The following is a 12559-nucleotide window of genomic DNA, read 5'->3' as shown; positions in this document are numbered from 1 at the left end:
GACGACCCCGCACCGACCCGTTCTCGAACAGGAGGCGTGAGCGGTTCGAAAAAGCCCGTGCACACGATCGACCGCTCTGGTGTGATTCCGCTTGATCAACCTCCACGAGAGGAAGCACCACACCCTTGGACGGCACGATGCGCGACACGAACCACCCCCTCGCCTCCGGGTCGGAGGCCGTCCTGGCCCGGCTCGAAACCTACTACGACGCGGTTCCCAGGTTCTCCGCGACGACCGAGGAGCACGGCCCCTTCACCCTGTTCGTCCGCACCGGGCAGGGCTGGCACTACTACGCCCGGCCCACCCTGGACGGCCCGGGCGCCTTCACCGCCGAGGACGTCGAGCGGGTCCGGGCCCGACAGCGCGAGGTCGGGGCGCCCGAGAGCTTCGAGTGGGTGCACGAGACCACGCCGGGTCTGCGCGCCGTCGTCGAGGCCGGCGGGCTGGAGATCCACGAGCACCCGCTGCTGGTGCTCGACCTGGACGGTCCGTCCACCGCCGCCACCGGGACGGCGGCGGCAGCGGCGGACGGCGGCCCGGAGGTCCGGGTGCTCGCCGCCGACGACCCGCTGCTGCCCGCCGCCATCACCCTGCCGCACCTGGCCTTCGCCGAGTCCGGCACCCGGATCGGCACGGCCGGGCCCGAGCAGCTGGTCGAGGCGGTGAAGAGCCCCGACACCGATGCCGCGGTGGCCCGCATGGCCGGGCGGATATCGGCCGGACGCACGGTCCTCGCCGCCGCCGTCGGCCCGGACGGGGCCCCCACCGCCTCCGGCTGCCACCAGCCGATCGACGGGGTCAGCGAGATCGTCGCGGTGGCCACCCTGCCGGCCCTGCGCCGCCAGGGCCTGGCCCGTCGGCTCACCTCGCACCTGGTCGAGCACGCCCGCACCACCGGGGTGCGGACGCTGTTCCTCTCCGCCAGCGACGACGCCGTGGCGCGGATATACGAGAGCGTAGGCTTCCGGCGAATAGCCACCGCCCTGATCGCCGAGCCGCCCGCCGAGGGCTGACCGGCCGCCACCACCCTCCTCACCGGGGCCCGCCCTGCCACCGGCCCGCCGCGTCGACGCGAGGCGGACCGGGCAGGCCGGGACGACCGGGCGGTCCGGACCGCCCGGTCCCGACGGGCCCCGGTGCCGGCAGGCCCCGGTGAGCGGCGGTGCGCAGCGGTGCGCGGCCGTGCGCGGTGGACGGGCACCGGCGAGCAGGAGCGGCAGAGGTACCGGCAGGTGTCAGCAGACCGGATCAGCGGGTACCGACGGGAGGGCTGCCACTCGCTCAGGAGAAGAGCGCGGAGCGGAGCTTGAGCCGGTCGGAGGCGCGGCCGCCGGGGCGGAGGCTGTAGTAGTCCCCGTCGCAGTCGGAGCCGGTGAACACGGTGACGGTCGACCCGGTGAAGTTCTGCGGGGCGAAAGCGGGTTCGGTGGTGTCGGGGTCGGCGACCTCGGGCAGGGTCACGCAGGTGCGGCTGTCCGGTTCGACGAGAACACCGGCCGCCCGGTTCCCGAAGTCGTCGTAGTAGGTGTAGCGGAACTCACCGACGGCCGCACCGGCCGGGTTGGGCAGGGCGAGCAGCAGGGCGAACGAGGCAGCGGCGGCGGCAACCGTCTGACGCAGGTGCATGGAGTGGAACGGCCTTTCCGATCGGGTGGATCGGGCCGGATCGGGACGCCGGCCCAACACCCACCACCGTAGGAGCGGGGCACGGCGGCGAATCGATTCTGTCCGCCCGCCTCGCGTGTCACCCCGCTTCCCGCGCCTGCCTCCCGCACCCGCTTCCACGGATCGGGGCCGACACAACGTCAACTGGAGGGAATGCCAACGGACACCGAGCAGGTCGAGCGCGCGTTCGGGTGTTAGAACCGGCGTCCAGCGGGCACATGTGTTGCTACCTGGGAGCAGGGTCACGTCGGCGGGGAAGGCCGGGGCGTGCCTGCCTCGCGGCGCGGAGGTGGTTGATGGACGGACCCGCACTCTCCCCCCGTGAGCTACTGATCCTCGAACAGATCGAGGCAGAGCTGGGGAGCGATCAGGAGTTGGAGCGCGAGCTGCGCACGATGCGGACAGCGAGGATGGCCCGGCTGCGACGAACGCTGGTGGCCCGGCCGTGGTTGGTGGTCGTGGTGATCTCGGGCTGTCTGGCCGTCTCGTTCACACTGCTGGCGCTGGCGGTGGTGTTGAACGAACCGGTCCTGCTGCTGGCCGTGGTGGTCAGCTGGGCAGCCGTGTTGGTGATGCTGATGCTGGTGGCGATGCAGCTGCGCCGACGAGGACGGATCGAGTAACCGCCCACCGGCCCGGGGGCCTCGGTGGCAGAGGCCCCGGGCCGAGGACGCGCACGGACCGGATAGCAGCGCTCAGGTCGGCGACCGGCCGCCGGCCTGAGCGTCCGGGGAGAGGGAGGAGCGGCAGGACGGGTAGGTGGTGGAGCAACGGCGAAGAGTGAGGCGGGGCGTGGGGAGAAGGAGAGGAGCGGTGTGGAAGGTCGGCGGGCCCGGCCGGGCCCGCCGGGGTCAGACGCCGGGGAGACCGGTCTCCAGGTCGTCCAGGGCGTGGGAGCAGGGGCAGTCGCGGGTGGCGGGCAGTGATTCCAGGGCCTTGAACAGGACGGTGCGCAGGCGGTCGACGTTGCGGGCGAAGACCTCCAGCACCTCGGCGTGGGTGACGCCCTCGCCGCTCTCCACACCCGCGTCCAGGTCGGTGACCAGGGCCAGGGAGGTGTAGCAGAGGCCGAGTTCGCGGGCCAGCACCGCCTCCGGGTGCCCGGTCATCCCGACCACCGACCAGCCGTTGGCGGTGAACCAGCGCGACTCCGCCCGGGTGGAGAACCGCGGGCCCTCGACCACCACCAGCGTCCCCCCGTCCACCGGCTCCCAGGCCAGGCCCCGCGCCGCCGCCAACGCGGCACCCCGCCCCGGCGGACAGTACGGGTCGGCCATCGACACGTGCACCACCTCCGGCACCGAACCGTCCGGCAGGACCCGACCGTCGTAATACGTCTGCACCCGCCCCGACGTGCGGTCCACGAACTGGTCCGGCACCAGCAGCGTCCCCGGCCCGTACTCCGCACGCAGCCCGCCCACCGCACACGGCCCCAACACCTGCCGCACCCCCAACGCGTGCAGCGCCCACAGATTGGCCCGGTAGTTGATCCGGTGCGGCGGCAACCCGTGCCCGCGACCGTGCCGGGGCAGGAACGCCACCCGCCGCCCCGCCACCTCCCCCACGAACAACGCATCCGACGGCGGCCCGTACGGCGTCTCGACACGCACCTCGACGACATCATCGAGCAGGGCGTACAGACCCGACCCCCCGATGACGCCCAGTTCGGCGGTCGGGGTGCCGTCGGTGCGGGGCGGGTGGACGTCGGCCATGGCTCTCCCTCGGCTCTGCCGGTCGGTCGCGGCCCCGGATGCCCGGCCCGGGCAGGTCGGTGCGGGTCGGGGCCGTGGTGCGCGGGGTCGGTGCGCGGACGGAGCGGTCCGGCCGCGCAGCGCGGGCACGCTCCCACCCTACGAGCAGTCAGCTCCGGTGGCCCGCACCGGAGGTCGCGGTGCGCCGCCCGCCCGGCGCTCCGCTCGGGGTGCCTCCGCCCCGGACCCCTCCGGTCCGGGGCGGGCCGCCTCCCGGCGGCGCCCGCGTACAGTGGCAGGGCCGGGGCGGCGGACGCGTACGGGCGCGGGCGGACGGCTCCGGGTGACGACGTGTGCGGGCGGGCCGGGCGGCCACGGGTGATCGTGGGCGGCTGCGGGCGGACGGTGAACGACTACGGCAGGGACGGTGCGATGGGCGGGCGGGTGGCGGTGCGTTCCGGTGGTGCTGCGGTGGGGGCGGCGCACCGGGCGCTGTCCTGGCGGGTGCTGCCGCCCTCGCCGGAGGCGGCGGTGCTGGTGCTGCACGGCGGCAAGGAGCACGGGGCCGCGCCGCCGCCGGTGCTGAACCTGCCGGGGTTGCGGATGGTGCCGTTCGCCAGGGCGGTGCAGAGCGGCGCGAAGGCCGCGGGCGGCCGGTCGCTGGCGGTGGGCACGGTGCGCTACCGGTGCCGGGGCTGGAACGGTGAGCGGGCGGACGCGGCCCGGGACGCGGAGGCGGCGCTGTCCGAGCTGGTCGAGCAGTTGGGGCCGGTGCCGACGGTGCTGATCGGGCACTCGATGGGTGGCCGGGCGGCGCTGCGGGCGGCGGCCCACCCGTGCGTGCGGGGCGTGGTCGCGCTGGCGCCGTGGTGCCCGCAGGACGAGCCGACCGCGCACTTGGAGGGCCGCTCGGTGCTGATGCTGCACGGCGACCGGGACAAGATCACCGCGCCCGGCGACACCGACCTGTTCGCGCTGCGGGCCCGCGGCCACGGTGCGCGGGTGGCCGGTTACCGGGTGCTGGGCAGCGGTCACACCCTGATGCGGCGGGCCGGCGACTGGCACCGCGCCGCCGCCGCTCTCGCGCTGGCCCTGCTCGATCTGGGCCCGCTGCCCGAGGAGGTCGGCGCCGCCCTCGCCCTGCCCGGCCAGGCCCCGGACGGCCAAGCCCCGAACGGCCAGGCCCCGGACGGCCTGCACCTCCCTCTTCTAGGCCGCCGTTGACCGCCGGGCCCGAGGGCGGAGCCCGGGAAGCCCGGCTGACGGTTGGACGGACGGCTCGACGGAAGGTCCGGCGGACGGCCCGGCAGGCGGGCAGGCAGGCGGCCCGGGCGGGCAAGGTGGCCGGCGGGTGACCGTCCGGTGACAGGTGGTGCGGATCAGGCTTCCGGCTCGACTCGGGCGGGTAGGGGGCGCACACTCCGGTGGAGGGAGACGTCCGCCAATCGACTGAGGGAGGACCCGCCCATGGGGATCAGCCTGACCACTGATCGGCTCGTCGTCCGGGGCTGGACACCGGACGACGCCGAGGACGCGCTGGCCGTGTACGGCTCCACGGACGTCGCCCGCTGGCTGACGCCCGTGATGGACCAGGTCGCCGACGCCGAGGCGATGCGCTCGGTGCTGCTCGGCTGGGAGCAGGAGCAGGCCGGGCTGCTGCCGCCGCGCGGGCGGTGGGCGGTCGAGCGCCGCGAGGACGGGAAGGTGGTCGGCGGCCTGGGCATCCGTCCGCTGCCGCCGTACGACGAGGACCTGGAGATCACCTGGCAGCTCTCCCCGCAGGCCTGGGGGCAGGGCTACGCGACGGAGGCGGGCCTGGCGCTGCTGCGCTGGGCGTTCACCCAGGACATCGAGGAGGTCTTCGCGGTGGCCCGGCCCAGGAACGACCGGGCGCACGCGGTGGCGAAGCGGCTGGGCATGCGCTGGGTCGGCGAGACCACCAAGTACTACGGGCTGAACCTCCAGGTGTACCGGATCCGCCCGGCCGACCTGCCCGACGACCGCCCCTGACTCCCCGACCCCGAACCCCCGCGCACACCCCCCGTACCGGCCCGCGGAACGGGGCTGACAGCGCGTCGGCCCCGTTCCGTGCTCCGTGCTCCGTGCTCCGTGCTCCGTGGGGGGTGTTACTTCTCGGCGGGCAGTTCGTAGACGTGGCCGGGGGTGGCGATCGAGGTGACGGCGCGGGCGAACAGGGTGGAGGGTTCGCTGCCCTCGTGGATGGTGTCGGTGTTCAGCAGGACCACCAGGGTCGCGTCCTGTTCGGGCAGGTAGACGGTGACGCTCTCGTAGCCGGGCAGGGAGCCGTTGTGGCCGACCCAGCCGTTGATCCGGAACAGGCCGAGGCCGTAGCCGGCGTCGTCGCCGAAGCCCGGGACCGGGAGGTACTTCTCGCGTTCGGCCTGGGTGGCGGGGCTGAGCAGGGTGCCGGTGGCGAGGGTCTTGGCCCAGTGGTGCAGGTCGTGCAGGTCGGAGATCATCGCGCCGGCCGCCCAGCCCCAGGAGGGGTTCCAGTGGGTGGCGTCGGCGGTCCGGCCGTCCAGGGTCTGGTTGGTGTAGCCGTGCGCGTAGGGGCGGGGCAGTTCGGCGGCGCGCGGGAACAGGGTGCGCTTCAGGTGGGCGGGCTCGGTGACGTTGCGGTGGATGAAGTCGCGCAGCGGCATCCGGCCGAGCTTCTCGACCAGCAGGCCGAGCAGGACGGTGTTGGTGTTGGAGTACTGGTAGGCGCTGCCGGGCGGGAAGACGTTGTCGTGCTTGAACGCGTACGAGAGCAGTTCCTCCGGGGTGAACGGCCGGTCGGGGTCGCTGAGCAGCGCGTGCACGAAGTCGTCGTCGAAGGTGTAGGAGTACAGTCCGCTGCGCATCTCGGCGAGTTGGCGGATCGTGATGTGCTGGCCGTCGGGGACGCCGTCGAGGTACTTGCCGATCGGGTCGTCCAGGCCGACCAGGCCGCGGTCGACGAGTTCGAGGACGGCGGTGACGGTGAAGGTCTTGGTCTCGCTGCCGATCCGCAGGTTGAGGTTGGGGGTCATCGGCTGTCCGGTGGCCAGGTCGGCGACGCCGTCGGCGTGGACGTAGGTGCCGCGCCCGGGCAGCCACAGTCCGACGATGACACCGGGTGTTCCGGTCTCCTTGCGCACGCCGGCGATCGCCTCGTCCAGCCGGGCGACCAGGGCCGGGTCCAGCGGGCAGTCCTCGTCCGCGAGTTGGTGCACGGGGCGGTGGGCGGGCTGCACGGCCGGGCGGGCGAACGGGGCACCGGAGTCGGCCGCGGCGGGGACGGCGGGGACGAGGGCGCTCAGGGCGAGCAGGGCGACGGCGAGTCGCCGGGCGCGGGGACGGCGCATGACGGGCATCTCCTCCGGGAGGGCGGTGATCTGTTCCGCACAGGTCACCACCCCGGCGTCCCCGCCGGACCCCGTCCGGCCGCCCGGACACGACGATTCCACCCGTGCGGCGGTCGGCCGGTCCGCCTGCTGACAGACTGTCGCCGAACGGCCCCGCTCGGGTCGCGGAAGGGCCCTCTGCTGACGCATCGCCAGGGAGGCAGGACCCGCCCCTGCCCCTTCGGCCGTCGGCACCCCGCCGCCGACGGGCGGTCAGCGAGCCAGGCGGACCGGGTGCTTGCTCAGGATCGACACCCGGTTGAACGCGTTGATGGCGATCGCCACCCAGATCACCGCGGAGAGCTCCTGGTCGCCGAACACCCGCCGGGCCTGTGCGTACGCCGTCTCCTGCACGGCCGCGTCGGACGGGTGGGTGGTCGCCTCGGCCAGCGCGAGGGCGGCCCGTTCGCGCTCGTCGAACACCGCGGCGTCCCGCCAGGCGGAGAGCACGCCGATCCGCTGCACGCTCTCGCCCTCCTTGAGCGCGGCCTTGGTGTGCACGTCCAGGCAGTAGGCGCAGCCGTTGAGTTGCGAGACCCGCAGGTTGACGAGTTCGACCAGCCGGCGGTCGAGTCCGGCGTCGGCGGCCGCCTGCCGGACGGCCTCGGCGGTGCCCAGCAGGGCGCGGAACGCCTGCGGGGTCTGCTTGTCGACGTAGATCCGGCCCGTCGGGGTCGCCACCTCGGTCACCTGGACTCTCCTCCACTGCGCACTGGTGTTTGTCGGACGTCGCGGTCCATGATAGTTGAATATACAACGATCTGCTGGACGTGTCCGCCGGCCCACGGCGGCACGGGAGGGAGCACCCGATGAGCACCGTCGAGAACGGCGCGGCGAACGACGCCGAGAACGGTACCGGGAACGGCGCCGGGCCCGGCCCGGCCGAAGTCCTGCCCCCGCGGGACGTTCCGCTCGGCGGACCGCGCGCGATGACCGTCCGCCGCACCCTCCCGCAGCGCGGGCGCACCCTGATCGGCGCCTGGTGCTTCGTCGACCACTACGGCCCCGACGACGTCGCCACCACCGGCGGCATGGACGTCGCCCCGCACCCGCACACCGGGCTGCAGACCGTCAGTTGGCTGTTCAGCGGCGAGATCGAGCACCGCGACAGCCTCGGCGTGCACGCCTTCGTCCGCCCCGGCGAGCTCAACCTGATGACGGCCGGCCACGGCATCGCCCACTCCGAGACCTCCACCACCGCCACCACCGTCCTGCACGGCGTGCAACTCTGGGTCGCCCTGCCCGACGCCCACCGGCACACCGCCCGTGACTTCCACCACCACGTCCCCGACCCCGTCCCGCTCCCCGGCGGCGGCGAGGCCCGCGTCTTCCTCGGCACGCTGGCCGGCGACACCTCCCCCGTCCCCACCTTCACCCCGCTGCTCGGCGCCGAACTCACCCTCCCCGCCGGCGCCACCACCACCCTCGACATCGACCCCGCCTTCGAACACGGCCTCCTGGTCGACCAGGGCGACGTCCTCTTCGCCAGCACCCCCCTGCACCCCGCCGACCTCGGCCACCTCCCGCCCGGCCGCACCACCCTCGCCCTCACCAACACCTCCGCCGTCCCCGCCCGCCTGATCCTGCTCGGCGGCCCGCCCTTCGGCGAGGACATCGTCATGTGGTGGAACTTCATCGGCCGATCCAGTGAGGAGATCGTACAAGCGCGGCTCGACTGGGAGAAGGGGGTCCGGTTTGGCGAAGTCCAGGGCTACCCGGGCGAGCGGCTACCCGCGCCGGAGCTGCCGAACGTGGCTCTCAAGGCGCGCGGAAACCGGCGCTGACATGGTGAAACGCCTTCTCTCGGCGGTCTCGCGGAATGGGGCGAGGAGGGCGTTCCGCGACCGTCCCAGCCCAAGCATCGGAACCAACGAACGTCGCCCCCAGGCGCCTCAGTGGCGGTCGTGGGCACCCCGTTGATTCCCGCCTGTGGGCCGGTTTTGCAGCCTGCGAGCGGATGGATGCTGACCTTTTGCTGACTTTCCTGATGGTCCGTCAGCACATCGAGAGATCTCATCGGACCAGACGACAGATGCGGGACGACAACCTCGACGGACCCGTAAGGCGAGGCGGTCGGGCAGACTTGCTGTCTTCACACTCCCCTCAGCACCCCGGTTCTTCACGGTTTCGTCACGACTGTCGCCCGGCGCGCTCCCCCGCCCTACCCTGATGTCCCTGCCTTCGGATGGACCCTGGGGGGCTCGTGACAGATCCGGCGGACATCCCGGCGCCCGACGACACCGGCACCATCACTCTGCGCCGGTTCACGTACCAGGAGAAAATCGCGGCGCGCTACGTGATCGCCATGCTGGGCGATGGCGGCGGTGTCCTGAACGTCACGGGCGAGCACATCGAGGACGTCACGGTTGCAATCGGCCATCCCTCCGACCCTGCTGATGTGCTGTGGCACTTCATGCAGGTGAAGACGAAGGACGACCCCGCCCCTTGGGGACTGTCGGACGTCATCGCCAAAAAGTCCTTGAAGAGTCTGTGGCGCGCCTACCAAGCCGTTCGTGACTGCGGCTTCGCCTACGAGTTGATCTCCGCTCTCGAAGGACACCTCGATCCGGCTGACGGCGCGCTCACGGCACTGGCACAGGGGGCAGGAGGTGATCATCCCGACTGCCTGTCGCGAGTATCCAGGCACCTCGGGGCTCAGGATCCCGACGAGGTCCGCGGATACCTGTCGTTGGTCCGGATCAAGGGCTTGCCTCGGCGCGAGCACATCGACGACAAGAGCTTGGCCGGCCTCATGGAGCTCGCGCCGAGAGTCACCACCGGCGAGCAGCGTGCCGTGTACCTGGAAGTGCTGAGCCGGGTTCACGAGGCGATGCAGGGAGAGGCCGGCCCCGGCTGGAAGGAGAAACTCGGTGTTGAACACCCCGGCGAGACCGTGCTTCGCAAGAGACTCACCGCCGCTTCGATCAGCGACCTGGCGCAGCGGCTCCGGCGACCTGACCACGTTCTGCTGGCCGCCTACTCGGATCGCTTGGACGCCGTCGAAACAAACCTCGTCCGCAAACTGCGTCGTGGTGGGGCTTCGCCGGGGTTGATCCACGAAGCCCAGTTCCTGCGCGCCCAGGCCGATGAACAGAGGCTGAACGAGATCGCCCTCGGGGTGTGGCCGGAGAACCCTCGTGTGGAGCAGGACCTGGACACCCGTTTGAAGTTCACCGCGACTCCTGTCGTCCGACGGCACCAAGAACGTGAACACCGACCGGCTGACTACATCTGGGACGACCTGAAGCACGAGATCGCGTCCACCGCGGGGGAGGTCGACCGCCGCCCGCTGTACGCCAAGGACCCGTTGCTGCTCATGGGACGCGCCTGCGCGGTCTCCGACCAGTGCCACTTCGGTTGGGGGGTCGCTTCCGGTGAGGACTGACCCGACCGAGGCAGGCGGGGCGCCTTCGGTGGACGCACAAGCGCGGCTGCTCCTACTGATCGACGCGTTCGGCAAACCCGGGGTCGAGGGCCGAATGAAACTCGCGAAGCTGGATTTCCTCCTCCGCTACCCGGACCGCTTCGCCGCGCTGCTGGCCGCGCGCGCGCCGGGCGTCGCGGTGGGCGAAGATCCCTGGCTGACGGGAGCCATCGAACAGCGGATGATCCGTTACCGCTACGGCCCCTGGGATCCTGCCTACTACGGCCTGTTGGGGGCCCTGGTCGGCAAGCGGCTCATCACCACCCGGCAGCACGGAAACGTCGCCGTCTACGCCGTGACGGAGAGCGGGCACGGGGTTGCCTCAGCGCTCTCGATAACCGACAGCTGGAGGGCCGTACGGAGCAGGACGCAGTTGCTTCGCCGCTACTTCAACTTCACAGGAACGTCCTTGAAGGACCTGATCTACGAGACGTTCCCTGACATCGCCGAAGCGGACTGGGGGGTACGGCTGTGAGGCTGCGCGTCGAGGAACTGACCATCAGCGGCACGACCCGCACTATCCGCTTCTCGCCTGGCCTCAACGTCATCACCGGCGCGATGAGCGGCGGCAAGACCGCGGCCGTCAGTTGCCTGCGGGCTCTCTTCGGTGGTGATGTGAACGTCGTTCCCGAACTGAAAGGCCGGACAATCGCGGGCACGGTGATGATCGGCGACCGCCGGTTCCGCATCGTGCGCCTGCTGGTGACCACTGATACCGCGAAGGTGGACGTCGCGGAGATCGGCGGCGCGGAGCATGCCTGGCGTCTGCCCGCAGCACGGCTCGAACCCGGGTACGACCTCACGTTCCGCGGCTGGTACCTGCAGATGCTTGCCCTCCCCGAGGTCCGGGTACCCCGCGCTCCCAGCGACGAGACCAGTCCGCTGGTTCCCGTCACCGTCAATGACTATCTGATGTACTGCATCCTGCGCCAGGACCAAATCGATTCGTCGGTGTTCGGCACGCCCGACAACTACCACAAGGACATCAAGCGCCGTTACGTCTTCGAGATCTACTACGGGATCTTCAATCCGAAGGCAATCGAACTGCGTGAGAAGCTGAGAGAGGTCCTGGTCGAGCTCAAGGCCCTGACCGCTGACAGCAAAACCTTGGAAAGGGTTCTGGAATCCAGCTCCTTCTCCTCCGCTGCCCAGCTGCAGGAGAAACACGCCCAATCCGCCGCGGCGCTCGCGGCCTCCCGAGAGGCGGAAAGCTCACTCAACCGCTCGTTCGACCCGCCTGCCACGGTGGATGCACGTGCCCGCATCGCAGCTGCCGAGGTCGATCTACAGGAAGTGGAGACTGCTCTTCGGTCCGAGAGTGCGGCGATCGCCCGACTTGCGGCTCTGCGCGACCAACTCGTCGCGCAGAGCAGGAGAATCACCCGCGCGCTCGTCGCCGAAAGGCTGCTCAGCGATTTCGAGTTTCACATCTGTCCGAGGTGCGGCTCGGACGTCCCGGACCGTGGGGACGCCGACACCTGTCGGCTCTGCCTGCAATCCCCGCCAGCGGCTGCGCCCACGCCCGCTCTGGCCGCCGAACAGGACCGCGTCATCGAGCAGGTGGCGGAGACCGACCAACTGATCGTCCGGAGCGAAGAACGTCTGCGCTCGCTCGAACGCGCCCGCATCGATGCAGCCGCTCGCCGGGCGGCGCTGGGCGTCGAACTGGATCGCCTGTCGCATGGGTTTCTCACCGACCAAGTCGACCGGATACGCCGCTTCGCCGCTGAGCAGGCACGTCTCGAGGAACACCTGGCCCGGCTCGACGACGCGCTCAAACTGCACGAACGCCTACACGACCAGGGAAGCCGCGTCGCAGAACTGGAACGCGAGCGTGACGACCTGACCGAGCGCCTGGACTCCGCGCGCCACGACAACACGGCCGCCACGGAGCGCATCACCACCCTCGACCGAGCTTTCGAGAGCACGTTGAGATCGTTCGACGCACCGCGCTTCGACTCCATGCCCGGCTCCTACATCAACCGCAGGACCTACCTCCCCGTCGTCGACGGACGCCCGTTCACCGACCTCAGCTCGCAAGGCGTCGAGGTCATGGTGAACGTCGCCCACGCCCTCGCCCACCAACTCGTAGCACTCTCCCACCCCGAGAACGTCCTCCCCAACTTGCTGGTCATCGACGGCGTCAGCAGCAACGTCGGCCACGAGGGAATCGACCTGGACCGACTGCGCAAGATGTACGCGACGCTCCTGGCCGCCAGCCTCCAGCACGAGGATCGGCTGCAGATCATCATTGTCGACAACGACCCTCCGCCCATCCCGGGAGTGCGTGTCGCACTGACCCTGTCGGACACGGACCGCCTGGTGCCCACCCCGCCGCCGTCGGGATAGGCACGACTGATGCATCCGGCAACCGCCTCACGGGGCCCATCCGA

At 71.3% G+C, this 12559-nt stretch carries 12 protein-coding genes; 8 read left to right on the top strand and 4 right to left on the bottom strand.

The window, feature by feature from the left end; all coding sequences use genetic code 11:
* Positions 1-137 precede the first annotated feature (137 nt).
* Entirely contained in the window at positions 138-1013 is an 876-nt protein-coding gene (locus tag EDD39_RS24225; RefSeq protein WP_123560814.1) for a GNAT family N-acetyltransferase, read from the top strand.
* A 268-nt stretch (positions 1014-1281) separates the two neighbouring features.
* Here EDD39_RS24225 and EDD39_RS24220 read toward each other — a convergent pair whose 3' ends face one another.
* The gene (locus tag EDD39_RS24220; RefSeq protein WP_123559277.1) at positions 1282-1626 is read right to left on the bottom strand and encodes a hypothetical protein; all 345 of its coding nucleotides are present in this window, start codon (positions 1624-1626) and stop codon (positions 1282-1284) included.
* A 335-nt stretch (positions 1627-1961) separates the two neighbouring features.
* Between EDD39_RS24220 and EDD39_RS24215 the strand changes: the two genes are divergently transcribed.
* Positions 1962-2288 carry a hypothetical protein gene (locus EDD39_RS24215; protein WP_123559275.1) on the top strand — a complete coding sequence of 109 codons (327 nt, stop codon included), beginning with the start codon at positions 1962-1964 and terminating at the stop codon, positions 2286-2288.
* A gap of 228 nt (positions 2289-2516) precedes the next feature.
* Here the strand turns inward: EDD39_RS24215 and EDD39_RS24210 are convergent, their stop codons facing one another.
* Positions 2517-3377, bottom strand: coding sequence for an S-methyl-5'-thioadenosine phosphorylase (locus EDD39_RS24210; protein ID WP_123559273.1), 861 nt, complete (start codon positions 3375-3377; stop codon positions 2517-2519).
* Positions 3378-3788: 411 nt separating this feature from the next.
* On the opposite strand from EDD39_RS24210, the gene EDD39_RS24205 reads away from it, so the two are divergent.
* Both EDD39_RS24205 and EDD39_RS24200 read left to right on the top strand, forming a co-directional pair.
* Positions 3789-4580, top strand: a complete 792-nt coding sequence (locus tag EDD39_RS24205) for an alpha/beta fold hydrolase (protein WP_123559271.1) — start codon at positions 3789-3791, stop codon at positions 4578-4580.
* 243 nt (positions 4581-4823) lie between these two features.
* Complete coding sequence (locus tag EDD39_RS24200) at positions 4824-5366, top strand: GNAT family N-acetyltransferase (protein WP_030459356.1); 543 nt, start codon at positions 4824-4826, stop codon at positions 5364-5366.
* A gap of 116 nt (positions 5367-5482) precedes the next feature.
* Here the strand turns inward: EDD39_RS24200 and EDD39_RS24195 are convergent, their stop codons facing one another.
* Both EDD39_RS24195 and EDD39_RS24190 read right to left on the bottom strand, forming a co-directional pair.
* Positions 5483-6703 (bottom strand): serine hydrolase domain-containing protein, encoded by a 1221-nt coding sequence (locus tag EDD39_RS24195; RefSeq protein WP_244256987.1) that lies wholly within the window; start codon positions 6701-6703, stop codon positions 5483-5485.
* Positions 6704-6955: 252 nt separating this feature from the next.
* A complete protein-coding gene (locus tag EDD39_RS24190) occupies positions 6956-7423 on the bottom strand; it encodes a carboxymuconolactone decarboxylase family protein (protein ID WP_123560810.1) in 468 nt (155 codons plus the stop codon).
* A gap of 128 nt (positions 7424-7551) precedes the next feature.
* On the opposite strand from EDD39_RS24190, the gene EDD39_RS24185 reads away from it, so the two are divergent.
* From EDD39_RS24185 to EDD39_RS24170, 4 genes are all read left to right on the top strand, one after another.
* Entirely contained in the window at positions 7552-8526 is a 975-nt protein-coding gene (locus EDD39_RS24185; RefSeq protein ID WP_162870116.1) for a pirin family protein, read from the top strand.
* A 419-nt stretch (positions 8527-8945) separates the two neighbouring features.
* Positions 8946-10127, top strand: a complete 1182-nt coding sequence (locus tag EDD39_RS24180) for a dsDNA nuclease domain-containing protein (protein WP_162870115.1) — start codon at positions 8946-8948, stop codon at positions 10125-10127.
* A 28-nt stretch (positions 10128-10155) separates the two neighbouring features.
* Positions 10156-10641 (top strand): hypothetical protein, encoded by a 486-nt coding sequence (locus tag EDD39_RS24175; RefSeq protein ID WP_123559267.1) that lies wholly within the window; start codon positions 10156-10158, stop codon positions 10639-10641.
* Positions 10638-12515: an ATP-binding protein gene (locus EDD39_RS24170; protein WP_123559265.1), complete on the top strand. Its 1878-nt coding sequence runs from the start codon at positions 10638-10640 to the stop codon at positions 12513-12515. The genes EDD39_RS24175 and EDD39_RS24170 overlap by 4 nt, the downstream gene beginning before the upstream one ends.
* The last annotated feature ends 44 nt before the right edge of the window (positions 12516-12559 follow it).

Source organism: Kitasatospora cineracea, from assembly GCF_003751605.1.
Classification (GTDB): domain Bacteria; phylum Actinomycetota; class Actinomycetes; order Streptomycetales; family Streptomycetaceae; genus Kitasatospora; species Kitasatospora cineracea.
Note: the sequence above shows the minus strand (reverse complement) of the source record. Positions and strands in the feature narration are given on the sequence as shown.

Coding starts and splice junctions, on each gene's coding strand:
- EDD39_RS24225 (WP_123560814.1), top strand. CDS start 138: ATGCGCGACACGAACCACCCCCTCGCCTCCGGGTCGGAGGCCGTCCTG.
- EDD39_RS24220 (WP_123559277.1), bottom strand. CDS start 1,626: ATGCACCTGCGTCAGACGGTTGCCGCCGCCGCTGCCTCGTTCGCCCTG.
- EDD39_RS24205 (WP_123559271.1), top strand. CDS start 3,789: ATGGGCGGGCGGGTGGCGGTGCGTTCCGGTGGTGCTGCGGTGGGGGCG.
- EDD39_RS24195 (WP_244256987.1), bottom strand. CDS start 6,703: ATGCGCCGTCCCCGCGCCCGGCGACTCGCCGTCGCCCTGCTCGCCCTG.
- EDD39_RS24215 (WP_123559275.1), top strand. CDS start 1,962: ATGGACGGACCCGCACTCTCCCCCCGTGAGCTACTGATCCTCGAACAG.
- EDD39_RS24185 (WP_162870116.1), top strand. CDS start 7,552: ATGAGCACCGTCGAGAACGGCGCGGCGAACGACGCCGAGAACGGTACC.
- EDD39_RS24200 (WP_030459356.1), top strand. CDS start 4,824: ATGGGGATCAGCCTGACCACTGATCGGCTCGTCGTCCGGGGCTGGACA.
- EDD39_RS24210 (WP_123559273.1), bottom strand. CDS start 3,377: ATGGCCGACGTCCACCCGCCCCGCACCGACGGCACCCCGACCGCCGAA.